The organism is Nonomuraea monospora (assembly GCF_039531895.1).
Classification (GTDB): domain Bacteria; phylum Actinomycetota; class Actinomycetes; order Streptosporangiales; family Streptosporangiaceae; genus Nonomuraea; species Nonomuraea monospora.
Genome location: NZ_BAAAQX010000004.1, coordinates 116,123 through 138,859 on the forward strand (window position 1 = coordinate 116,123; position 22,737 = coordinate 138,859).

Here is a 22,737-nt window from a genome sequence, read left to right on the forward strand (position 1 = left end):
ATGTTGAGCCACCCGGGGGAAGGCGGGCGCTATGACTCGAACATATGTTCTCCGGCGCCGAAACGCAAGTCGCCGGCCTGCCGCACGAGCGGGTTGGCGCCGATCGAGTTGCGGATGCTGAAGGCCACGCTGCCTGCGCGGTAACGATCGTCGGACGACTCCACGGGACGTCCCTCGTGGGTGGTCGTGGTCCTGCGCTGGCGCAGCAGCGGGCTGCCCCGGCGCACTCCCAGCAGGCGGGCGTCCTGCGCCCCCGCGGGGACCGCGTCGATGAGGTGCTCGCCATAGGCGAACACGAGGCCGATGGAGTCGTACAGCGCCTCGGTAACCGACTCACAGTCGGCGGGCAGCTTCTCGACCGCGCCTGCCACCCACTCCGCGTACACCGTCCGCTCCAGCAGCACGGGTTCGCTCTCCAGCGTGCGCACACGCAGCACCTCCAGCACCTCCGAGGAGCCCAGCCTGGCTGACTCGGGGCCCCGTGCGGCCCTGCGGCGCTGGGCGATCACCTGGCCACCGTAGCGGTATCCGTTCGCGCGTGCCCACTGGGCGAAGCTGTGCAACTCGGCGAAGCTCTGGCTGCGCGTCCTGCCGAGCACGATCCGCCTGGCGCCCTGCCGGGAGCCGACCAGCCCCTCGGCGGCCAGCACGGCGATCGCCTGGCGTACGGTGCCGCGCGCCGCGCCGTGGCGCTCCGCCAGCTCCGCCTCGCTGGGGAGCTGGGAACCGATCGGATGAGCGCCGGACAGGATCTCGCCCCGCAGCTCATCGGCGATCCGTTCATAGCGCGCAACCATCCCCGATCCTTCCCATTCACGAAAGAGCAACATTGATGCGACTAACTGGTGCTCGCTTGTTTGTACAAGTTCCCCTACGTTCTTGCCACACCCCCTGGAAAGTGGAGGCGTCGTGTTCACACCTCGCGCCCGTGCGGCCGCAGTCGCCGCGACCCTGACCCTAGCCACCGCGGCGTGCGGCGCCGCTCCGAGCACCCAGCAGACCACCCAGGCCTCGCAAGGCGGGGTGAACGCCGCCACCGCGACGTCCGCCGCCGACTTCGGCGGGCTGGACAAGCTGGTCGAGGCGGCCAAGAAGGAGGGCACGCTGCACGTCATCGCCCTGCCGCCCGACTGGGCCAACTACGGCGAGATCATCGAGAAGTTCCAGGCCAAGTACGGCATCAAGATCGAGAGCGAGACCCCAGACGCGGCCAGCGCCGACGAGATCAACGCCGTCAAGACGCGCAAGGGCCAGGACCGCGCCCCCGACGTGCTCGACCTGGGCCAGTCGTTCGCGATCAGCGGGGCCAAGGAGGGCTTGTTCGCGCCGTACAAGGTGCAGGCGTTCGACAAGATCCCCGAGGGCCAGAAGGAGCCCACGGGGCTGTGGGTCAACGACTACGGCGGCTACGTCTCCATCGGCTGCGACGCCAAGAAGATCAAGACCTGCCCGGCGAGCTTCGCCGACCTGCTCAAGCCCGAGTACAAGGGCCAGGTCGCGATGAACGGCAACCCGACCGAGTCCGGCTCGGCCTTCGCCGGCGTGTACGCCGCCGCGATCGCCAACGGCGGCTCCTTCGACGACATCCAGCCCGGCATCGACTTCTTCAAGAAGCTCAAGGACGCCGGCAACTACAACCCCGTCGAGACCACGCCCGCCACCATCGAGAACGGCGAGACCAAGATCAGCATCGACTGGGACTACAACAACGCCGCCTACGCGCCCCAGCTCACCGCCAAGGGCATCGACTGGAAGGTGAACGTGCCGACCGACGGCAAGTACTTCCAGATGTACGCCCAGGCCGTCAACAAGGACGCCCCGCACCCGGCCGCCGCCCGTCTGTGGCAGGAGTACCTCTACAGCGCCGAGGGCCAGAACCTCTACCTCAAGGGCTTCGCCCGCCCCGTCCTGCTGCCCGCGATGACCGCCGACGGCACCGTGGACCAGACGCTGACCGCCAACCTGCCCGCCGTCGAGGGTGAGCCGGCGTTCCCGACGCCCGAGCAGGTGGACGCGGCCAAGGCCAAGCTGGCCGCCGGCTGGGACACCGCGATCTCGGGATGACCCGCTCCCGATCGTCCAGGGGCTGGCTCGGGGCGCTGCCGCTGCTGGCGTTCTTCACGCTCGTGTTCGGCGTTCCCGCCATCGTGCTGGTGGCGGGGGCGTTCACCGCGCAGGGGCGGCCCAGCCTGGCCAACCTGGCGCAGAGCCTCCAGGGCGGCTACCTCACCGCCATGCTCGGCAGCGTGCGGCTGTCCGCCGTGGTGGCGGTGCTCGGGGCCGTGCTCGGCACATTCCTCGCGTACGCCGTCGTGGCCTCGCGCGGCACGCTGCTGCGCGACGCCGTGCTGACCGCGTCCGGCGTGCTGGCCAACTTCGGCGGGGTGCCGCTGGCGTTCTTCTGGATCGCCACGCTCGGCAACTCCGGCGTGGTCAGCGGCCTGGTGAGGCTGCCCTCCGGCTCCCTGTACACGTTCTGGGGGCTGGTCGTGGTCTACCTGTACTTCTCCATCCCGCTCATGGTGCTGACCATGGCCCCCGCCCTCGACGGGCTGCGCCCGCAGTGGCGCGAGGCGGCGGCGAACAGCGGGGCCACCGCCTGGCACTACTGGCGCCTCGTCGCGCTGCCCGTGCTGGCGCCGGCCATGCTCGGCGGGTTCGTGCTGCTGTTCGGCGGGGCCTTCTCCGCGTACGCCACCGCGAACGCCATGGTCGGCACCGTCGTCCCGCTCGTCACCCTGAAGATCGCCAGCGCGCTGACCGGCGACGTGCTGATCGGCTACGAGAACATCGCGCTGGCGCTCAGCCTCGACATGGTCGTGGTCGCCGGGCTCGTCATGGCGATCTACCTGCCGCTGCAGAGGAGGACCTCCCGATGGCTGCACTGACCGGCCTGGAACGGGTCTCCGGCACCGCCACGCGCCCGCGGCGGGCCTGGTGGCGCGGGCTGGTGTTCCTGCTCGCCGCGATCTACTTCCTGGTGCCCCTGGGCACCGCCTTCTGGTACACCGTCCACACGCCCACCGCCGGCGTGTCGCTGTCGGCGTACGGGGAGCTGCTCACGGCCGAGGGCTTCGTGCGGTCGCTGTCGCTCTCGCTCGGGCTGTCCGCGGCCACCATCGTGCTCGTGCTGCTGCTGACGCTGCCCGCGATGCTGGCCGTCCGGCTCTTCGCGCCCCGGCTGCGGCCCGTCCTGGAGGTGCTGTGCACGCTGCCGCTGATCGTGCCGCCCATCACGTTCGTGGTCGGGATCGGCACGGCGCTGCGCGGCGGCACCGACCTGCTGGCCCCCACGCCGTTCTGGGCCACCCTGATCGCCGTGCAGGACCCGGCGTTCCCCGTGGTGCTGGTGCTCGCGTACGTGGTGCTGGTGCTGCCGTTCGTGTACCGGTCGCTGGACGCCGGGCTGCGCACCATGGACGTGCGGACCCTCGTCGAGGCGGCCCGCAACCTCGGGGCGTCGTGGCCGTACGTGCTCGTGCGGGTCGTGGTGCCCAACCTGCGCTCGGCGCTGGCCAGCGCGTCGTTCCTGACGCTGGCGCTGGTGCTGGGCGAGTACACCGTGGCGAGCCTGCTCGGCTACGAGCCGTTCGCGGTGTGGATCGTGACCGTGTCGGGCTCCAAGGGGCAGCTCTCGGTCGCGGTGTCGATCCTGAGCCTGCTGCTCATCTGGCTGCTCTTGCTGGCCGTGTCCACGGTCTTCAGTAGGGAGAAGGGGAAATGACCGCATCGGTGGAGTTCCGGGCGCTGCGGCGGACGTTCGGCAGGACGGTCGCGCTCGACGGCCTCGACCTCGTCATCGCGCCCGGCGAGTTCGTCGCCCTGCTCGGCCCCTCGGGCTGCGGCAAGACGACGGCGCTGCGCTGCGTGGCCGGGTTCGAACGGCCCGACTCCGGCGCCGTGCTGGTGGACGGCAAGGACGTCACCGACGTCCCCGCCAACAAGCGGGACGCGGGCATGGTCTTCCAGTCCTACTCCCTCTTCCCCAACCTGAACGCCCGCGACAACGTCGCCTTCGGCCTGCGCGTCCGCAAGGTCCCCGTGGCCACCAGGCACGCCAGGGCCGCCGAACTGCTCGAACTCGTCGGCCTGCCCACACACGCCGACCGCTACCCGCACCAGCTCTCCGGCGGCCAGCAGCAGCGCGTCGCGCTGGCCCGCGCGCTCGCCCTGGAGCCGCGCGTGCTGCTGCTCGACGAGCCGCTGTCCGCGCTGGACGCCAAGGTACGGGTCGCGCTGCGCGAGGAGATCCGCCGCCTCCAGCTCGACCTGGGCATCACCACCGTCTTCGTCACCCACGACCAGGAGGAGGCCCTGTCGATCGCCGACCGGGTCGCGGTGCTGCGCGACGGGCGGCTGGAGCAGGTCGGCGCGCCCGCCGAGGTGTACGACCGCCCCGCCACGCCGTTCGTGGCCGAGTTCGTCGGCACCATGAATCACCTGGCCGGGCAGGTCTCCGGCGACCAGGTCACGGTCCTCGGCCAGCTCCTGCCCGTGGACGGCCCCGTTCCCGAGGATCCGTCCGTGGACGTGCTGGTCCGTCCGGAAGCCGTACGGGTCGTCCCTGCCGACGACGGGCCGTCCGAGGTGCTGGCCGCCTCCTTCCGCGGCGCCTCCGTACGGCTGCGGCTCGCCGTCGAGGGCGGCGAGGTGCTCGCCGACGTCCCCGGCCACGAGGCCGCCACGCTCGGCCCCGGCGCGCGCGTCCAGGTGCGCCTCGTGGAGCGGCCCGTCCTCGTCGCGGCCCGCACCGTCACCGTCCCCGCCCCCGTCGTGGCCGCCGATGCCGTCTGACCCGGCGGCCGTCCTGCTCGACATGGACGGCACCCTGGTGGACACCGAAGGGCTGTGGTGGCAGGCCGTCGCCTTCGTTGCGGGACGTCCGCTCACCGACGCGGACGTCCCCTTCGTCCACGGGCGCACCATCGAGGACGTGGCCGCCCACCTCGGCTCCGCCGCCCTCACCGGCCCCCTCACCGACGCCTTCGCCGAACGCATCCACCAGGACCTGACCGTCGTGCGTGGAGCGCCTGAACTCCTCGCCGGCCTGGCCGCCAGCGCCATCCCCACCGCGCTGGTCAGCGCCTCTCCCCGGAGCATCGTGGAGCTGGTGCTGCCTCGGCTGGGGCACGCGTTCGACCTGGTGATCACCAACGAGGACACCGAGCGGGGCAAGCCGTGGCCCGACCCTTACCTGGAGGCCGCCAGGCGGCTGGGGGCCGCGCCGTCGCGGTGCGTGGCCATCGAGGACAGCCCGGCGGGGATCGCGGCGGCCCGGGCGGCGGGGTGCCGGGTGCTGGTGGCGTCACCGGAGACGGGCCTCCCTCCTTTGCATGCTGTTCGCGCTTGGAGCGCTTGTTACGGGGAAACTCTCTCTGAGGAGGCTTGAAAGTGTAGGGTTCCAGTCGACTGCAAGGCAGGGAGAAGGCTGTGTTGTTGCGTTTCCGGGTCGCCAACCACCGGTCGATCCGCGACGAGCAGACGCTCTCCCTGACGGCCGCGTCACGCCGGGGAGAGGCCAAGCGGACAGCGCCACTCGAGGTCGCCGGGATCTACGGGGCCAACGCCTCGGGAAAGTCCAACGTCCTGGACTCCATGCGGTGGATGTCCGACGCCATCCGGTTGTCCCACACCCACTGGAAGCCAACGGGAGGCGTGCCGCGACGGCCGTTCAAACTCTCCCCCGCAGGACGGGAGACCCCGTCGTTCTACGAGATTGACTTCCTGCACGAGGGCGTCCGCTACTCCTACGGCTTCGAGGCCGATGACGAAGTGGTGCGCGGTGAATGGCTCAACACCTTTCCGCATGGCCGCGCCAGAAAGCTCCTGGACCGCAGCGGGCCGGCCGATTTCACCTTCGGACGCGGCCTCACCGGCGAGACGCAGCGCATACGCAAGCTCACCCGCCCCAACTCGCTCTACCTCTCGTGCGCGGCGTCCAACAATCATCCGTTGCTCAGCGGCCTCTACGAGAGCCTGACGTCCAGCGGCGCCCACTTCATCCAGCACGGCGAGATCCACGAGAGGTTCCGCCTCGACGTCGTGAAGCACATCCTGGACGCGGAATACGTCACGGACGACATCAACGAACTCCTCCGCATCGCGGACCTGGGCGTCGAGCGCATGGAACTCGTGGAGACAGGCCCGCAGGAGAAGAAGGTGGTTCTACGCCGCCGGATGGACGCTCCGCCGCTGAGCCTGGAGGAGGAGAGCGCGGGAACAAGGGCATGGCTCTCCCTGCTGGGGCACACGCTGAGCATCCTCTACATCGGCGGCACTCTGCTCGCCGACGAGATCGACTCCAGCCTTCATCCGCTGCTCAGCTCGACGCTGATCCGGATGTTCAAGGATCCCGGCATCAATCGGCACGGCGCCCAGCTCATCTTCTCCTCGCATGACACCACGCTTCTCGGCTCCCTGCTCGAGGAGGAGATCCTCGCCAGGGACGAGGTCTGGTTCACCGAGAAGGACGACTCCGGGGCCACCAGCCTCTACTCACTCGCCGAATTCCACACCCGGCGCGACGAGAACATCGAACGCGGTTATCTTCAAGGCCGTTACGGAGCGGTGCCCTATCTCAACTTCGACAACATTCGCGAGATCTTCATGAAAGGGCCCGTCCTGAAGCCATGAGTCCCAGGCGTAGCCCCCCACGCCTTGACCGTCCCACTGGCCGCCGAGCACCCAAGAAGCGCGTGCTCATCGTGTGCGAGGGCGAGGTCACGGAGGTCGAGTACTTCCAAGGCGTCCGCGATTACTTCCGCTCTCTCCCCGTGGAGATCCGCAACTGCAAGGTGATCGGTCTCGGACGCGACCCGGCGGCCATCGTCACGTACGCCATCAGGGAACGCGACAAGAAGGACAAGGAGGCGCGCACGCAGCGGGACGCCAACATCGCCTACGACGAGGTGTGGTGCGTCGTGGACGTCGATGAGCACAAGACCCTCGACCAAGCCATGATCGAGGCCCGGAGAGGGCGTGTCAACCTCGTCATCTCCCTGCCCTGCTTCGAACTGTGGATCCTCTACCACTTCGAGGATCACACAGCCTCCTGCGATCAGGAACGCGTCCGGCAGCGGCTCAGAAAGCACATCAAGGATTACGACAAGCACTTGGGGCGGGATTTCCCCTTCGCTCATCACGAGATCGCGCGCGATCGAGCCCGGCGAGCCGACCCGGAGCATTGCGAGCCCAACAGGAAGGGCCGCAACCCCTCCACCAACGCCTGGCTGATAGTCGAGGCCGTCCGCCGATCAGGAACGCGTGGCTGACCGTTGCTCCTGTGCGCTGTGAGCGTTTCGCCTCTTGAGGTCTGCGGCGGGAAGCCCCATGTCGGTAAGCTAGCGCGCCGTGAGCGGTGATACCTCCCGGATCGGGCGCTACAGGCTGCTTGGCGTGCTGGGACGAGGCGGGATGGGCACGGTGCATCTCGCCGAGGATCCCGCTGGGCAACGGGTCGCCGTCAAGGTGATCAACCCCGAGCTCAGCCAGCACGAGCAGTTCCGCATGCGCTTCCGCAGGGAGGCGGACGCGGCCCAGCGGGTGCGCAGGTTCTGCACGGCCGCCGTGATCGAGGCCGCGCTCGACGGCGACCAGCTCTACGTGGTCACCGAGTACGTGCCAGGCCCCGACCTCGACACCGCCGTACGCCAGTCGGGCCCCCTGCGCGGCTCCAGCCTCGACGCGCTGGCCGTCAGCGTGGCCACCGCACTCACCGCCATCCACGGCGCCGGGGTCGTGCACCGCGACCTCAAGCCGTCGAACGTGCTGCTGTCGCCCGTCGGCCCGCGCGTGATCGACTTCGGCATCGCGCGGGCGCTCGACACGCTCGGCGGCGTCACCGGCACCGGCGAGCTCGTCGGCACCCCCCGCTACATGGCGCCCGAGGTGCTGCGGGGCGAGCCCGTCTCCCCCGCGTGCGACGTGTTCTCGTGGGGCTGCCTGGTGGCGTTCGCGGCCAGCGGACGGGCGCCGTTCGGCGGCGACACCCTGCCCGCCATCGTCTACCAGGTGCTCAACACCGAGCCGGACCTCGGCGCCGTCGAACCTGGCCTGCGCGAGCTGGTCGCGGCGGCGCTGCGCAAGGACCCGGCCATGCGGCCCACCGCGCAGCAACTGCTCGACCACCTCGTCGGGCGGGCGGCCGCGCCCGAGCAGGCCGCTCAGACCGTACAGGCCGCCTGGTCCACCACCCCCTACACGTCCGCGCCGCAGACGGCGGGGCGGCGGCGCGGGCGGCTGTACGCGGGGCTGGCGGCTGCCGCGGCCGTTCTGGTGACCGTGGGCGTGGGCGCCTGGGCCGTGCTGCGGCCGAGCGGGCCGCCCGAGCTGAACCTGCTGTACGCCGAGGACTTCACGCAGACGTCCGGGGGCTGGAGCGGCACGTACGACCCCACGCTGAGGGCCAGCAGCGGCTACCGCACGGACGGCACGTACGGGCTGGACGTCGAGCCCTACGACGAGGAGGACTGGGCCCAGGCGCCCGCGCCCTTCCTCATCGCCAAGCCGACCACCACGCCCGACCCGTCGGCCACGCCCACGCCGATGCTGCCCGAGACCGTGGTCGTCAGCGCCATCGCCGAGGTCAGGAAGGCCACCGGGGTGGGCGAGTACGGGCTCTACTGCCATGCCGCCGAGGACGGGACGTACTACGAGTTCGGGCTCGACACGACCGGGCAGGCGAGGATCCGGCGCATCTTCGACGGGGCGGGCAGCACGCTGGCGCAGCCCGTCAAGGTGGAGGGGCTGCCGGGGAAGGCGCGGGTCACGGCGTCGTGCGAGAAGTCGGGGGCGGCGGTGCGGCTCGCCATGTGGGTGAACGGGGAGCGGGTGCACGAGGTGGAGGATCCGAACGGGATCGGGAACGGGTATGTGGGGTTGTTCGCGCGTACGCCGAAGGACGGCAAGTCGTTGCTGAAGATGTCGTTCGATGATTTCGAGCTGCGGGGCACGAAGGAGCCCTGACCCTTCTCGCGCTCACGGCGACGCCCGCGTTGGCGTCCGTTCGAGGACACCCGGGGAAGCGTCCGCTCACAGAGCACCCAGGCTAGCGCTCCGCTCACAGGACGCCCAGGCTAGCGCTCCGCTCACAGGACGCCCAGGCTAGCGCTGCGCTCACAGGACGCCCGCGCGGGCCGCGGCCAGGGCCGCGTCGGCGGCGCGGTCGGCGTCCCGCTCGGTCACCGGCTCGTGCGCGACGAACAACCGGTAGTAAACGGGCGCCACCGCCACCCTGATCACCTCACTGGCGTCCACCACGCCGGGCAGCTCACCCCGCGCGACCGCCCGCCGCACCACCTCGGCCGACTGCTCGTGCCTGGCCGCGAAGAACCCGTGCAGCGCCCGCGCGGCAGCGGCATCCTGTACGGCCGCCGCCACGAACGCCGACGACACCGGCCCCAGCTCCGGATCGGCGAACCCACTACGCACGAGCTGCACGACCCCCCGCAAATCACCCTCGATCGAGCCGGTGTCGGGAACGGGCCACGCCTCGCCACTAGCCAGCTCCAAAGCGTCGGAGATCAGCCCTTCAACACCACCCCAGCGCCGGTAAACGGTCGTCTTGTGCACACCTGACCGCTCGGCGACGTTCTCCACCGTCAACCCCTGATAGCCCTTCTCACCCAGCTCGGCGAGCGTGGCCTGCCGCACAGCATCACGAACCCGCGCACTGCGCCCTCCGGGACGCTTACTCGTCTGCAAAATCTACTCCAGTTGCATTAACCCCAACCCCATGCCAAACTAACGCTACCCGAGTTGCGATTGGAGCTCCACCCTGATCAGTCTCCGCAAGGTCCACAAGTCCTACGCCGGCCGCACCGTCCTCGCCGACGTCTCCCTGTCCGCGGGCCCGGGCGACCTGGTCGGCATCGTCGGCGAGAACGGCTCAGGCAAGTCCACACTGATGCGCCTGCTGGCCGGCACCGAGCACCCTGACGACGGCGAGGTACGGGTGACCGGCGACGTCGGCTACCTCGGCCAAGAGCTCGGCCTGCCCCTCACCCACACCGTCCAGCAGGCCGTCGACACCGCACTGGCCGATCTGCGGGCCGTGGAGCGCAGGATGCGAGAGCTGGAATCCACCCTGACCGCGGACGCCACAGACGGGAAGGCCACGGACGGGAAGGCCACGAACGCGGAGGCCACTGCCGCAGAGGTCACAACCGCGGAGGTTATGGACGAGTACGGCGAACTGCTCACGGCGTACGAGCTGCGCGGCGGCTACGAGGCCGACGCCCGCGTGGACCGCGCCTTCCACGGCCTCGGCCTCGCCCACGTGAGCCGCGACCGGCGCATGTCCAGCCTGTCGGGCGGCGAACGGGCACGGCTCGGCCTGGCCTGCGTACTGGCCGCCGCACCACGCGTGCTGCTGCTCGACGAGCCGACCAACCACCTCGACGAGTCCGCGCTCACCTGGCTCGAGAACCGGCTGCGCGAGCACAGGGGCGCGGTGGCCGTGGTGTCGCACGACCGTGTCTTCCTCGATCGCGTCGCCACGGCGATCGTCGAGGTCGAACACGGCTCCGCCACCCGCTTCGGCGGCGGCTACACGGGCTTCCTGGCGTCCAAGGCGGCGGCCAGGGCTCGCTGGGAACAGTCGTACGCGGCGTGGTGCGAGGAGGTCCGCCAGGTCCGCGCCTACGCCGCCACCACCGCCCACCGGGTGGCCGCGGGGCGGACGATGCGCGACAACAACAAAATGGCCTACGACCGCAACGCCGGACGGGTGCAGAGCTCGGTGGCCACCCGTGTCCGCAACGCCCACGAACGGCTCCGCCGCCTGGAATCCGACCCGGTCCCCCGCCCACCGGCCCCACTCCGCTTCCAAGGCACCTTCGACGCCCCCGCCCCCCTCAACGCCCCCGTAACCCCCGACGAGCCCTACAAGCCCAAGCACCACACACCCTTGGACACGGACGCAGGCACGGGCACAGACACAGACGCAGACACGGGCACGGGCACGGGCGTGGCTGCGGGCATGAAAGCGGGCGTGGCTGCGGGCGTGGGAGCGGGCGTGGGCGCTCGTATGCTGCTGGAGCTGCGTGACGTGCGGATCGGCGACCGCTTGCACATCGAGTCACTGACGATCCAGGAGGGCGAGCGGCTCCTGGTGCAGGGTGCCAACAGCGCAGGCAAGTCCACCCTGCTGCGTGCCCTGGCCGACAGGGCGACCGGCTGCCGGGTCGGCTACCTGCCGCAGGAGGTGACGTTCGATCCCGGCCAGAGCGTGCTGGAGGCGTACGGCGAGGGTTTCGCGGACGAACGCCGCACGATGCTCCTGAACACCGGCCTCTTCAGAGCCCACACCCTCGACCAGAAGGTGGGCGAACTGTCGGTCGGGCAGCAGCGCCGGCTGGCGCTGGCCCGGCTGCTGGCCAGAGAGCACGACGTGCTGCTGCTCGACGAGCCGACCAACCACCTGTCGCCGGTCCTCGCCGAGGAACTGGAGCAGGCCCTCACCACCTACCGGGGCGCGCTCGTCCTGGTCTCGCACGACCGCGCGCTCGTCCGGCGCTTCCGAGGCACCAAGATCGAGCTGGTCGGAGGACGCGTACGCTGACCAAAACCCCGACCGCAGCACCCGAAATCCTGGCCCAGCACCCGAGGCCCAGACCACAGCATCCGGAACCAGGGCCGACTCGACCAAGACCCCGGCCACAGCATCCGGAACCAGAGCCGACTCGACCCGAAACCAGGGCCGCAGCACGCGAGGTCCCGGCCGCAGCACCCAAGACCCCGTCCGCTCCACCCGAAACCCGGGCCACCTCGACCAAGACCTCGACCGCCACGAACGGGCAACCGTCCAGAGCCACCACCACCATCGGGGGGACACACATGTTGACCAAGATCGACGCAGGTGCGCCGTACGGCATCACGACCGCCACCGACGGAGCCATCTGGTTCACGCTCGTCCACCAGGGATGCGTCGGCAGGCTGGTACCGGGCGAGGAGCCCACGATCCACCAGCTCGACCCAGCCGACGGACTACCGACCGTGATCACACCGGGGCCCGACGGCGCGATGTGGTTCACCGAGTACAAGGGCGGACGCATCGGACGCATCACCACCGACGGACAGCTCACCGTCCACGAAGCCGCCACACCGTACGGGATCACCGCAGGCCCGGACGGAGCGATGTGGTACACCCAGCTCGAAGCCACGAAGATCGGGCGGATCGGCGCCGATGGGGCGATGAGCGAGTTCGAGGTGCCGGTGGAGGGCGGTATGCCGTCGTTCATCACGGCTGGGCCCGACGACGCCCTGTGGTTCACGCTCAATCAGGGCAACGCGATCGGGCGCATCTCGCTGACGGGCGAGGTCACCGTGTACCCGCTGCCCACCGAGGGAGCGGCGCCGGTGGGGATCGCCCTCGGGCCTGACGGGGCCCTGTGGTTCGTCGAGATCGGGGCGGGGCAGGTCGGGCGGATCGACGCCGACGGGAAGATCACCGAGTTCCCGCTTCCCGATCGGGGGGGCGCGGCCGCATGCGATCGTCGCGGGGGCCGATGGTGCGCTGTGGTTCACGGAGTGGGCGGCCAACCGCGTCGGCCGCATCACCGTCGAGGGCGTCATCGAGGAGCACCCGCTGCCCAGCGTTCCGGGCGAAGCGGAGGATCAGCCGGACGGGCAGAAGGAGCAGCGGAAGGCCGAGCCGCATGGGCTGACTGTCGGGCCGGATGGGGCGATCTGGGTCGCGCTGGAGGCCGGCGCACTGGCCCGCCTCGGCTGACCACACCGGGAGCGCCTGCAACCAGTCGATCCCCGAACGGCCTGACCGACGAACAGCGCCAGCAACCGGTCGGTCTCGAACGGCCCGACCGGCCAACGGCGCTGGCACCCGGCCGATCTCGAACAGCCCGACCGGCCAACGGCGCCGGTAGCCGGTAGCCGGTCCTGGAGCTGGACATCGCCGATGCCCACGAAGGCACATCTGACCGCCGCTGCTACTCGGTGCGGCAGGAGTGCCCCCGAGCTTCACCGGATTACGGTCGAACGCACCGTAGAAGTCGAACTCACCGTAGAAAGGGGATCGGCAGGATGGGGACCGGCGCGCGCAGCCGAGCATCCCGGCGGGCAGACGCGATCCCCGGCGGCCCTCGCCTTTCACATGGCCGCCGGCGCCAGCCAAAGTTGCAGCCGGTAGAGCTGGACCACGAACATGTCCTCGGGAAAGTCCGGCTCCTCGGTGTTGTTCATGACCTTGGTGAGCACCCGGATGGACCAGGTCGATCCTGTCTCTCCGAGATCGAAGACCGGGAACTCCATCGGCTCACTCCAGGAATTCCACTCCGCGATCGCGATCGTCCCCGAGTCGATCCGTAACTCGCCGATCCAGATCTCGTCCCAGGCCTCCGGCGCGTCCGGGCGGGCGTCCCACAGCTCATAACGGACGAAGTGCTGGTCGCCTTGATCGACCCGGCTGGTCAGGAGGAGGCCGCTGAGGCCCACGCGTAGGTCCGAGTTGCCGTTCGGAGGGATGTCACCCGGACCGGGGTCGCCGGTGATCTCTCCGTTCGTGATCTCGGTGATGAGAAACGTTTCGCCCAGGTCGATGGAGATGTGGTCGATCAGGCTGTGGAGCAGGTTCGCCATGCGGCTGCACTCCTTCAGGCGCGAACGATGCCGCGAGATGTCGGCATGGAGCGTACGGGGCGCGGCCCGGGTGGCATTGATCCCGAGGAGAGGAGTTGACTAGGACCATGCATGCCATCATCGTGTCCACCCCAGGCGGCCCCGAGGCCCTTGAGTACGTCGAGCGCCCCGATCCTGTCCCCGGCGAGGGTGAGGTCGTGGTCGACGTCGCCGCCGCCGGCGTGAACTTCATCGACATCTACCACCGCTCAGGCGCATACCCCCTGTCCCTCCCCACCCCCATCGGCTCGGAGGGGGCGGGCACGGTGTCGGCCGTCGGGCCGGGGGTGCGGGACGTCGCCGTGGGCGACAGCGTCGCGTGGGCGAACGTGCTCGGCAGCTACGCCGAGAAGGCCGTCGTGCCCGCTGACCGGTTGGTGCCGGTGCCGGAGGGCGTGTCGGCCGAGGTGGCGGCCGCGGCGATGTTGCAGGGGATGACGGCCCACTACCTGACGCACTCCACGCATGAGGTCAAGGAGGGCGACCAGGTGCTCGTGCACGCCGGAGCCGGCGGCATGGGGCAGTTGCTGATCCAGCTCGCCAAGCTCAAGGGCGCCAAGGTGTTCACCACGGTCTCCACCGGCGAGAAGGAGAAGCTGGCCAGGGCGGCCGGGGCGGACGAGGTGCTGCGGTACGAGGACTTCGCCGAGGCGCTGAACGGCACGATCGACGTGGTGTACGACGGTGTCGGCAAGTCCACGTTCGACGGCGGGCTGCAGGCGCTGCGTCCGCGCGGCCTCATGGCGCTGTACGGTGCCGCCAGCGGGCCCGTCCCGCCGTTCGACCCGCAGACGCTCAACAAGCAGGGCTCGCTCTTCCTCACCCGGCCGACGCTGGTCCACTACATCGCGGAGCGGCAGGAGCTGCTGCAGCGGGCCTCCGACCTGTTCGGGTGGATCACCGCCGGGCAGCTCGCGATCAACATCTCGCACCGTTATGCGCTGGCCGACGCGCGGCAGGCGCACGAGGACCTGGCGGCTCGCCGCACCACCGGAAAGCTGCTTCTCATTCCCTGAAATATCCGCATTTGGCGCTGCTGTAGCCTCCCGTTCATGGACATCGCAGGATCAATTTGGTCGTTCGCCGCCGTGGTCGCTCTGCTGACGATGACTCCCGGCCTCGACACGGCCCTGATCCTGCGTACGTCCCTCTTGGGTGGGCGGCGGCCCGCCTGGGGGGTGACGCTGGGGATCCAGCTCGGGACGCTCTGCTGGGGCGTCCTCACCGCCGCCGGGCTGTCGGCGTTGGTGGCGGCTTCGCAGCTTGCCTATGACGTGCTGCGGTGGGTCGGGGCGGCGTACCTGGTGTGTATGGGGGTGCGCATGTTGCTGACCAGGCGTGAGCGGCTTCCTGAGGAGCAGCGGCCCGAGGAGATGCGCTTCGGGAAGGGGTTGCGGCGCGGGCTGCTGACCAACCTGCTGAATCCCAAGGTGGGGGCGTTCTATGTGGCTATGTTGCCGCAGTTCATTCCCGAGGGGGCGCCGCATGCGCTGATGGGGCTGGCGTTGGCCGGGGTGCATGTGGTGGAGGGGCTGGTTTGGAGTGTGCTGCTGATCGGGTTCGCTTCGTGGATGGGTGGGGTGCTGCGGTCGCCCGCTGTCCGGCGGTTCCTCGACCGGCTGACCGGCGTGGTGATCGTGGGGTTCGGCGTCCGGCTCGCCGTGAGTGAGTGAGCAGGGTACGACCTCGCCGTGAGTGGCCGGGCGGCCTATGGCTGGGGCGCGGGTAGCTGGGGCGCGTGCGGTTGGGTGGCTGGCGGTGGGTGGCTTGCCATGCGTGACTGGGCGGGGCGGCCCGTTGTGAAGGGCTGGGTGGCTTGCCGTCAGGGGGTTGCGGTGGGGGACGGGGTGCGGGTTGTCGGTTGGGCGGGCGGGGGGCTGGTCAGGTGGAGGGCCAGCCGAGGAGGCGGGCGCCCAGGACGGCTGTTTCCAGGGTGAAGCGTTGGGTCGGGTCGTCGGGTGAGAAGCCGGTCAGGCGGCGGATGCGTTCCAGCCGGTACGTCACCGCCCGGGCGCTGACCTTCAGCCGCCGGGCCGCGGCCGTCTGGTTGCCCTGGGAGGCGAAGATGGCCTCTAACGTCTCCAGCAGCGGCTCGTGGCCGCCTCGCGCCTCCAGCAGCGGGCTGAGCACGCTGGTCACCAGGTCTTCTATGGCGCTTCTGTCGCGTAGCAGTACTGGGAAGACCAGCAGGTCGGCGGCCTTGACCACGTCGGTGGCGAGGCGGAGGCCGTCGGCGAGTTCCAGGGCTTGGGCTGCCTCGCGGTAGGAGGTCACGACGCCCCCGGGTCCGCGGTGGGGGCGGCCGACGCCGACGCGCCAGCCGGGTGGGAAGCGGGCGCGTACGTGGTGGGTGAATTCGCCCACGGCGGCGGGGAGGGTGGCGGGGGCCACGCAGACGAGGAGGGTGTCGCGTACGGCGATGAGGACGTTGTGGGAGCCGAAGCGGGCGATCAGGTCGCGTTCGATCCTGCCCCAGTCCGGTGCGGTGCCGCCGAAGTCGTCCCCAGCGCTGTCTCCGAGGCCATCGCCGTCCTGATCCCCGTTTCCGAAGCCACGGCCGTCCTGGCCGCCGCCCCCGAAGCCACGGCCGTCCTGGCCGCCGCCCCCGAAGTCACGGCCGGTTCCAGAGCCGCCGCTTCCAAAGGCATGGCCAGTTCCAGAGCCGCCGCTTCCACAGCCATGGCCGTCTTCGGAGCCGCCGCCGGGGCGCAACCCGCGTGCCACGGCCACCACATAAGACTCCGCCAGCCGTAACCCAAAATGCTCAGCCCGCTCAGCCAACCGCTCAGCCCGCCCCTGCAGCAGATCATCCACGAACTCCCGCCGCGCCCCCTCCTCACGACGAAGGGCAGCAAGCTGCGCCGCCTCATACCCCTCCATCAACGCATGAACAGCCCTCCGCAGCACAGGTACCACCCCCGGCACCCCCTCCCCGGCGGCGAGCGCGGCATCGACCAGCGAACGCAGCGGAACACCCAGCTCGGCGGCTCTGGTCCCGGCGGCGCGGTAGGCGTCCAGGGCCTCGCGGCCGGGTAGGCGACCGGTCGCCGCGTGGTCGGCCAGCCGCTGCCAGTGCCCCTTGAGCAGGTCGGCGGCCGGCTCGGAGATCGCCATCAGACTCCTACGTCACGCCTGTCGAAGGCGAGCACCGCGGTGAGTGCGAGCACGGCCGTGGCCCCCGCCAGAACAAGGTAGTCCCCCACGGGCAACCCTTCGAAGATGGGCCGTCCTTCGGCGTAGTAGTGGAACGGCGATACCCATTTCAGCCAGGCGATGGCGTCCACGGACCGGCCCACGGTGACGACGGTGTAGCCGGTCGCGACCCACACGCCGACGACGGCGGAGGCGACGAGCCGGCGGCCGGTGGCGGCGCCGACGGTGAGGGCGACGGTGCCGAAGAAGAGGCCGAGCAGGAGCACCCCGGTGTGCCCGGCGAGGATCCGGTCGAGCGGCACCCCCGTGTCCACGAGGGCGCTGATCCCAGCGGCGACGACGAACGTCCCGGCGGCGACGAGGAGGAGGCTGAGGGCCAGGGCGGCGAGCTTGTCGAGGACGAGCCGCCGCCGGTCCACCGGCAGGGTGACGATCAGCTCCAGCGTGCCGGTCTCCTCGGGCCCGGCGAGTGCCCGGTTGGCCAGGAGGGTGGCGCAGGCGATGAACAGCATGGGGACGAAGAGCTGGTAGACGACCGTCTGGAGGTAGCCGGCGCCGGTGACCATGTCGGTCATGCCGCCCATGAGGTCGCGGAGCGGGCCGGGGAACTTGGCGGCGGCGGCGGGGCCGTACACCTCGGGATTCTGTTTGACGCTGGCGTAGACGTTCAGGTACAGGGCGATGAAGGCGCTGATGCCGATGGTCCACCAGATCAGCATCCGCCGGTGGTCACGCAGGCTTCTGGCGATCATCGTGCTCCCCTTCGCCGCTGTAGTAGGTCAGGAAGATCTCTTCGAGGTCGGGTTCGGCGCTGACCAGGTGGACGACCGTGAACGCGGCAGCCGCCTTGATGAGCGCGTCGGGCCGTCCGTCGATGGTGCAGCGTACGCCGGCCCCTTCGACGCGCAGGTCCCGCACGCCCGGCAGGTTCGCGAAGGCGGAGGCGGGGACGGGCGACTCGAAGTGCAGTTCGACCCTGCGCACGGCCTTCTCGCGGAGCGCGGCGACGTTCTCGACGGCGACGAGGCGGCCCGCGCGGACGATGCCGACGCGGTCGGAGACGCTCTCCACCTCGGCCAGCACGTGCGAGGACATCAGGACGGTACGCCCCGAGGTGCGCACCTCGCGCACCAGCGCCAGGAACTCCTGCTGCACCAGCGGGTCCAGCCCCATGGTGGGCTCGTCGAGGATGACGAACTCGGGCTCGTGCATGAACGCCTGGATCAGCCCGATCTTCTGCTTGTTGCCCTTGGAGAGCTTGCGCATCGGCACGTTCAGGTCGGCGTCGAACCGTTCGGCCAGCGCCTCGATGCGGGAGGCCGGCACGCCGCCGCGCACCCGTCCGAGAAAGCGCAGGTAGTCGGCGGCGCGGTCGCGGCCTTCCAGGACGAGTTCGCCCGGCAGGTAGCCGATCCTGGCGCGGGTGGCGGGCTCGCGCGGGGCGCCGCCGAGCACGCGCAGCGTGCCGCGGGTGGGCCTGATCACGTCGAGCAGGAGCCGTAATGTGGTGGTCTTTCCCGCGCCGTTCGGCCCCAGGTAACCGAAGATCTCCCCAGGCTGGATGTCCAGCGTGAGATCTTCCAGGCCCCGGCGCCTGCCGTAGTACTTGGTCAGCCCTTCGGCCTGCACTACTGCTGTCATGCCCGCATCGTCCCGCTTGCCGGGCCTGGCGTCATGGAGAAGGTACGGCAGCTTGTGCCCGGGTTCGCTTCCGGAGCCCGGCAAACATCAACCGGGGTTACCGGGGTAGGGGCAAGGACCGGAGTCTGAAGGAACGGGGAATGGGTCATGAGCCGCATAGGAGACTGGCTGAAGAAGGCGGAGAACCTTGCCAGAGGGCACTCCAAGCAGGCCGACCAGGTGCTTGACCGCGCCGAGCGGTACGTGAAGGAGCGCACCGGGCACAAGTACGACGACCAGATCACCAAGGGTGTGGACGCCGTGCAGCGCCGCTACGGAGGCGGCGGGCCCGGCGAGAGCGGCCCTGGGAACACGCAACGGCCGCCGTACCCGCCTCAGCAGCAGCCCGCTCAGCCGTACTCGCAGGAGGAGCGCGAGCGGCGAGGCTGACCAAGAGCGCTGACCAAGAGCGCTGGCCAAGAGGGCTGAGCGAAGGGGGCGTGGCCGGGCCGCGCCCCCTTCCCATGCCGTGGTCAGCGGCCCGCGGCCTCCATGACCTTGCGCGCGTCGCGCTCGAACGAGGCCCTGGCTCCCAGCGTGAGCAGGCCGCCGATGGCCATGGGGACGACCAGGACGTACATGCCGGACAGCAGCGACCCGAACTGGTCGGAGGCGATGCCGACGACGAGCGAGCCGAACGCGGTGCCGAACGTGAGCAGGAGCTGCAGGACGGCGAAGCCGATGCCGCGCGAGGCGGCCGGGACGACGTCGGCCAGGCAGGCGGTCATGTTGGGGATCGCGATCGACATCAGCGAGCAGGCCACCAGCACCAGGGCCGTGAGCCCGGCGAGGGAGTCCATGGACAGCGCCGCGGCCAGCACCAGCGAGCCGGCCGTGATGCCGCTGCCGCCCGCCAGCAGCCTGCCGCCCTTGCGGGTGCCGTGCCACTTCCTGCCCAGCCAGGAGCCGACGAGGGTGCCGATCAGCGTGCCCGCGATGGTGATCAGGCCGCTGATGGAGCCGGCCGCGCCCACGCTGGCGCCGAAGCCGCGCACCATGAGCGTGGGCAGCCAGAAGAAGACGCCGGCCAGGCCGAGGCTGAGCAGCGCCAGGCCGGCGCAGACGAACAGCAGCGTGGGGATGGCCACCACCTGGCGGAGCTGCGCCCAGAACGGCGGCTTGACCTGCGGCTGCTGCACGTCGTCTGGCTCGGAGGCGGCCTCGCCGGTGGCGACGAGCCGGTCGAGCTCGCCGCGCCGCGGCTCGCGCAGGAACCATACGAGCACCGCCGTGAGCACGCCTGGCACGACCATGATGAGGAACGCCGTGCGCCAGGAGAACGCGTCGGCCAGCACCCCGCCGAGCAGGGTGCCGACGCCGCCGAGGTACGTGGTGACGCGCGTCAGCCCGTACGCCTTGGCCCGGCTGACCGGCGGGTAGTAGTCGGCGAGCAGGCTGCCCGCGGCCGGGTTGTCGATGTTCTCTGCCGCGGCCAGGAACACCCGCATGAGGTAGAACATCGCGAAGCCGGTCGCGAGGCCGGAGCCGAGGGTGGCGATGGCCCAGCAGAAGACGACGATCGCGATGATGCGGGTGCGGCTGAAGCGGTCCGCCAGGTAGCCGGCGGGCAGCGACACCACGACGGCGGCCAGCGCGGCGGCCGTCGGGATGGAGCCTGCGGCGGTGTCGCTGAAGCCCCATTCCTTCTGGATGAGCGGGAGCACGCCCGACAGCAGGTTGTGCTCGATCCGGTCCACTAGTCCGACGATGAAGAGCACCACGAGGGGTGCCCAGCCGAATGGCGCGCGGGACTGCGCGTCGATGGTGCCTGTGCGCGGCGAACCGAACGTCCCGACCATGCCCACCCTTTCCGTAGGTAAATCTAGAATTGAGTTCTAGGGCAATGTTCTAGCCAGAGTGGCAGAAGTCACAGCGTTCGTGAAGGGGGAATTTCGGGAAATTCCCGCCATGTTACGTTGATCGCATGGTCAAGGGGGCATTGCTGGTCGCGGGCACCACGTCGGACGCGGGCAAGAGCGTGGTCACGGCCGGCATCTGCCGCTGGCTGGCCCGTCAGGGCATCCGGGTGGCGCCCTACAAGGCGCAGAACATGTCGCTCAACTCGTACGTCACCTCCGGCGGCGCCGAGATCGGCCGGGCCCAGGCCATGCAGGCGCAGGCGTGCGGCCTCGAACCCGTCGCCGACATGAACCCGATCCTCCTCAAGCCGGGCAGCGACCGCCGCAGCCAGGTCGTCCTCATGGGCAGCCCGGTGGCGGACGTGGACGCCATGGAGTACGGCGCGCTCAAGGACCTGCTGCGCGACACCGCCCTGGAGGCGCTGGAGCGGCTGCGTCATCGGTACGACGTGGTGGTGTGCGAGGGGGCGGGCAGCCCCGCCGAGATCAACCTGCGCCGCGGCGACCTCGCCAACATGGGCCTGGCCAGGGCCGCGAACCTGCCGGTCATCGTGGTCGGCGACATCGACAGGGGCGGCGTGTTCGCCGCGTTCTACGGCACGGTGGGCCTGCTGGACGCCGCCGACCAGTCGCACGTCGCCGGGTTCGTGGTCAACAAGTTCAGGGGCGCGAAGGAGCTGCTGGAGCCGGGGCTCGACATGATCAGGAAGCTGACCGGGCGCTCGGTGTACGGGGTGCTGCCCTGGCTCGACGGGCTCTGGCTGGACGTCGAAGACTCACTGGCCCTCGACAACCGCCGCGTCGCCGTGCGCCCCCCGTACGGACGGCAGACCCTGCGGGTGGCGGTCGTGCGGCTGCCCAGGATCTCCAACTTCACCGACGTGGACGCGCTGGCCGCCGAGCCGGGCGTCGTGGTGCGGTTCGCCACCGACCCCGCCGAGCTGGACGACGCCGACCTGGTCGTGCTGCCCGGCTCCCGCGCCACCGTCTCCGACCTGGCCTGGCTGCGCGAGACCGGCCTGGCGGCGGCCCTGCACGCCAGGAAGGGGCCGGTGCTGGGGATCTGCGGCGGCTACCAGATGCTCGCCGGGGAGATCGTGGACGAGGTCGAGTCGGGCGCGGGGCGCGTCGAAGGGCTGGGCATCCTGCCCGTACGGGTGCGCTTCGGCCGGGACAAGCGCCTGGCCAGGCCCGAGGGCACGGCCTACGGGCAGCCGGTGCGGGCCTACGAGATCCACCACGGGGTCGCCACGGTCGAGGGCGGCGAGCCGTTCCTCGACGGCTGCCGGGTCGGCGACGTCTGGGGCACCACGTGGCACGGCGCCCTGGAGAACGACGGCTTCCGCCGCGCCTTCCTCGCCGACGTGGCCGCGCGGGCGGGGCGCGACTTCGTCCCCGACCCGGCGACCGACTTCGCGGGGCTGCGCGAGCAGCGGCTCGACGCGCTCGGCGACCTGGTGGAGCAGCACCTCGACACGGACGCGCTGCTCCGCCTCATCGAGCAGGGCCCGCCGCGGGGCATGCCCACACTCCCGCCCGGCACCGTATAGGCGGCCGAACGTTACGGCTTGCGGCCGACGACGCCGTACTGGAACACCTCGCGGTCGGTGAAGCTCGTGTCAGGCTCAGGCCGCCACTTCGGCAGCGACACCAGCCCCGGCTCCACCAGCTCCAGGCCGTCGAAGAACGCCAGCAGCTCCTCCTCGGAACGCAACGCGAGCGGCGTCGCCCCGCTGGCATTCCACCGGGCGGCGGCCTCCTCCATGGACGGGCTGCGCAGGCTGTGCGCGATCGCCAGGTAGCTGCCCGGCGGCAGCGCCTTGACCAGCGTGCCGACCGCGGCGTGCGCCTGACCCGCGTCGGGGACGAACTCCAGGACGCCCATGAGCATCAGCGCGATCGGGCGGGAGAAGTCGAGCGTCCGCGCGGCCTCGCGCAGGATGGGCTCGGGCTCGCGCAGGTCGGCGTCGACATAGTCGGTTCGGCCTTCCTCGGTGCCGACCAGCAGGGCCCTGGCGTGGACGAGCACGATGGGATCGTTGTCGACGTACACGATCTTGGCGGCGGGGTTGACCGACTGCGCCACGCCGTGGGTGTTGCTCTCCGTCGGGATTCCCGTGCCCACGTCCAGGAACTGGTCGACGCCGCACTCACCGGCCAGAAAGCGCACGGCGCGGCCGATGAACTCCCGCTCGGCGCGGGCGTTGACCGGCAGGTCAGGCATGACCTTCACGATCTGGTCGCCGACCTCGCGGTCGGGCGCGTAGTTGTCCTTGCCGCCCAGCCAGTAGTCCCACACGCGGGCCGGGTGCGGGACTGAGGTGTCGATGCGGGCCAGCCCCGCCGCCCTGTCGATCTCGGGTCCCTCGCCCATTCGTGCCTCCCCGTCGGCGTCCATGCTCGTGCCGTCAGT

The 22,737-nt window shown here is 70.4% G+C and carries 22 protein-coding genes; 14 read left to right on the forward strand and 8 right to left on the reverse strand.

The genetic code is table 11. The annotated features are described in order from the left end of the window. Positions 1 to 29: 29 nt before the first annotated feature. Positions 30 to 797 (reverse strand): GntR family transcriptional regulator, encoded by a 768-nt coding sequence (locus ABD331_RS09540; RefSeq protein WP_344472733.1) that lies wholly within the window; start codon positions 795 to 797, stop codon positions 30 to 32. Positions 798 to 909: 112 nt separating this feature from the next. Between ABD331_RS09540 and ABD331_RS09545 the strand changes: the two genes are divergently transcribed. From ABD331_RS09545 to ABD331_RS09580, 8 genes are all read left to right on the forward strand, one after another. Continuing rightward, positions 910 to 2,064, forward strand: a complete 1,155-nt coding sequence (locus ABD331_RS09545; RefSeq protein WP_344472735.1) for an ABC transporter substrate-binding protein — start codon at positions 910 to 912, stop codon at positions 2,062 to 2,064. Next, entirely contained in the window at positions 2,061 to 2,888 is an 828-nt protein-coding gene (locus ABD331_RS09550) for an ABC transporter permease (RefSeq protein WP_344472737.1), read from the forward strand. The genes ABD331_RS09545 and ABD331_RS09550 overlap by 4 nt, the downstream gene beginning before the upstream one ends. After that, positions 2,876 to 3,724, forward strand: coding sequence for an ABC transporter permease (locus ABD331_RS09555; protein ID WP_344472739.1), 849 nt, complete (start codon positions 2,876 to 2,878; stop codon positions 3,722 to 3,724). Before ABD331_RS09550 ends, ABD331_RS09555 begins: the two co-directional genes overlap by 13 nt. After that, positions 3,721 to 4,794: an ABC transporter ATP-binding protein gene (locus ABD331_RS09560; protein ID WP_344472741.1), complete on the forward strand. Its 1,074-nt coding sequence runs from the start codon at positions 3,721 to 3,723 to the stop codon at positions 4,792 to 4,794. The genes ABD331_RS09555 and ABD331_RS09560 overlap by 4 nt, the downstream gene beginning before the upstream one ends. Beyond that, positions 4,784 to 5,389 carry an HAD family hydrolase gene (locus ABD331_RS09565; protein ID WP_344472743.1) on the forward strand — a complete coding sequence of 202 codons (606 nt, stop codon included), beginning with the start codon at positions 4,784 to 4,786 and terminating at the stop codon, positions 5,387 to 5,389. Before ABD331_RS09560 ends, ABD331_RS09565 begins: the two co-directional genes overlap by 11 nt. A 41-nt stretch (positions 5,390 to 5,430) precedes the next feature. Beyond that, positions 5,431 to 6,633 (forward strand): AAA family ATPase, encoded by a 1,203-nt coding sequence (locus tag ABD331_RS09570; RefSeq protein ID WP_344472745.1) that lies wholly within the window; start codon positions 5,431 to 5,433, stop codon positions 6,631 to 6,633. A gap of 62 nt (positions 6,634 to 6,695) precedes the next feature. Continuing rightward, on the forward strand, positions 6,696 to 7,271 hold the full coding sequence (locus ABD331_RS09575) for an RloB family protein (RefSeq protein ID WP_344472747.1): 576 nt from the start codon (positions 6,696 to 6,698) through the stop codon (positions 7,269 to 7,271). A 79-nt stretch (positions 7,272 to 7,350) separates the two neighbouring features. Next, entirely contained in the window at positions 7,351 to 8,964 is a 1,614-nt protein-coding gene (locus ABD331_RS09580) for a serine/threonine-protein kinase (RefSeq protein WP_344472749.1), read from the forward strand. A gap of 150 nt (positions 8,965 to 9,114) precedes the next feature. Here ABD331_RS09580 and ABD331_RS09585 read toward each other — a convergent pair whose 3' ends face one another. Then, positions 9,115 to 9,651 carry a TetR/AcrR family transcriptional regulator gene (locus ABD331_RS09585; protein WP_344472751.1) on the reverse strand — a complete coding sequence of 179 codons (537 nt, stop codon included), beginning with the start codon at positions 9,649 to 9,651 and terminating at the stop codon, positions 9,115 to 9,117. A gap of 127 nt (positions 9,652 to 9,778) precedes the next feature. On the opposite strand from ABD331_RS09585, the gene ABD331_RS09590 reads away from it, so the two are divergent. Both ABD331_RS09590 and ABD331_RS09595 read left to right on the forward strand, forming a co-directional pair. Further along, a complete protein-coding gene (locus ABD331_RS09590; protein WP_425565987.1) occupies positions 9,779 to 11,560 on the forward strand; it encodes an ABC-F family ATP-binding cassette domain-containing protein in 1,782 nt (593 codons plus the stop codon). A gap of 275 nt (positions 11,561 to 11,835) precedes the next feature. Beyond that, positions 11,836 to 12,888 (forward strand): Vgb family protein, encoded by a 1,053-nt coding sequence (locus tag ABD331_RS09595; RefSeq protein ID WP_344472753.1) that lies wholly within the window; start codon positions 11,836 to 11,838, stop codon positions 12,886 to 12,888. A gap of 216 nt (positions 12,889 to 13,104) precedes the next feature. Here the strand turns inward: ABD331_RS09595 and ABD331_RS09600 are convergent, their stop codons facing one another. Further along, positions 13,105 to 13,593, reverse strand: coding sequence for a hypothetical protein (locus tag ABD331_RS09600; protein WP_344472755.1), 489 nt, complete (start codon positions 13,591 to 13,593; stop codon positions 13,105 to 13,107). A gap of 107 nt (positions 13,594 to 13,700) precedes the next feature. Here ABD331_RS09600 and ABD331_RS09605 point away from each other — a divergent pair, with 107 nt between their 5' ends. Together ABD331_RS09605 and ABD331_RS09610 are read left to right on the forward strand one after the other, a co-directional pair. Next, entirely contained in the window at positions 13,701 to 14,648 is a 948-nt protein-coding gene (locus tag ABD331_RS09605; RefSeq protein WP_344472757.1) for a quinone oxidoreductase family protein, read from the forward strand. A 36-nt stretch (positions 14,649 to 14,684) separates the two neighbouring features. Continuing rightward, complete coding sequence (locus ABD331_RS09610) at positions 14,685 to 15,305, forward strand: LysE family translocator (RefSeq protein WP_344472759.1); 621 nt, start codon at positions 14,685 to 14,687, stop codon at positions 15,303 to 15,305. 208 nt (positions 15,306 to 15,513) lie between these two features. On the opposite strand, the gene ABD331_RS09615 is transcribed toward ABD331_RS09610, so the two are convergent. Genes ABD331_RS09615 through ABD331_RS09625 form a run of 3 tightly spaced genes read right to left on the reverse strand, consistent with a single transcriptional unit; the run spans position 15,514 to position 18,426 of the window. Beyond that, complete coding sequence (locus ABD331_RS09615) at positions 15,514 to 16,746, reverse strand: PucR family transcriptional regulator (protein WP_344472761.1); 1,233 nt, start codon at positions 16,744 to 16,746, stop codon at positions 15,514 to 15,516. Next, on the reverse strand, positions 16,746 to 17,537 hold the full coding sequence (locus ABD331_RS09620; RefSeq protein ID WP_344472763.1) for an ABC transporter permease subunit: 792 nt from the start codon (positions 17,535 to 17,537) through the stop codon (positions 16,746 to 16,748). Before ABD331_RS09620 ends, ABD331_RS09615 begins: the two co-directional genes overlap by 1 nt. Continuing rightward, positions 17,515 to 18,426, reverse strand: coding sequence for an ABC transporter ATP-binding protein (locus tag ABD331_RS09625; RefSeq protein ID WP_344472765.1), 912 nt, complete (start codon positions 18,424 to 18,426; stop codon positions 17,515 to 17,517). The genes ABD331_RS09620 and ABD331_RS09625 overlap by 23 nt, the downstream gene beginning before the upstream one ends. A gap of 147 nt (positions 18,427 to 18,573) precedes the next feature. On the opposite strand from ABD331_RS09625, the gene ABD331_RS09630 reads away from it, so the two are divergent. Further along, positions 18,574 to 18,855 carry an antitoxin gene (locus tag ABD331_RS09630; RefSeq protein ID WP_344472767.1) on the forward strand — a complete coding sequence of 94 codons (282 nt, stop codon included), beginning with the start codon at positions 18,574 to 18,576 and terminating at the stop codon, positions 18,853 to 18,855. Positions 18,856 to 18,938: 83 nt separating this feature from the next. Here ABD331_RS09630 and ABD331_RS09635 read toward each other — a convergent pair whose 3' ends face one another. Next, positions 18,939 to 20,264 (reverse strand): MFS transporter, encoded by a 1,326-nt coding sequence (locus ABD331_RS09635; protein WP_344472769.1) that lies wholly within the window; start codon positions 20,262 to 20,264, stop codon positions 18,939 to 18,941. 125 nt (positions 20,265 to 20,389) lie between these two features. On the opposite strand from ABD331_RS09635, the gene ABD331_RS09640 reads away from it, so the two are divergent. Continuing rightward, a complete protein-coding gene (locus ABD331_RS09640; protein ID WP_344472770.1) occupies positions 20,390 to 21,874 on the forward strand; it encodes a cobyric acid synthase in 1,485 nt (494 codons plus the stop codon). Positions 21,875 to 21,885: 11 nt separating this feature from the next. On the opposite strand, the gene ABD331_RS09645 is transcribed toward ABD331_RS09640, so the two are convergent. Continuing rightward, entirely contained in the window at positions 21,886 to 22,698 is an 813-nt protein-coding gene (locus ABD331_RS09645; protein ID WP_344472771.1) for an SAM-dependent methyltransferase, read from the reverse strand. Positions 22,699 to 22,737: the final 39 nt, after the last annotated feature.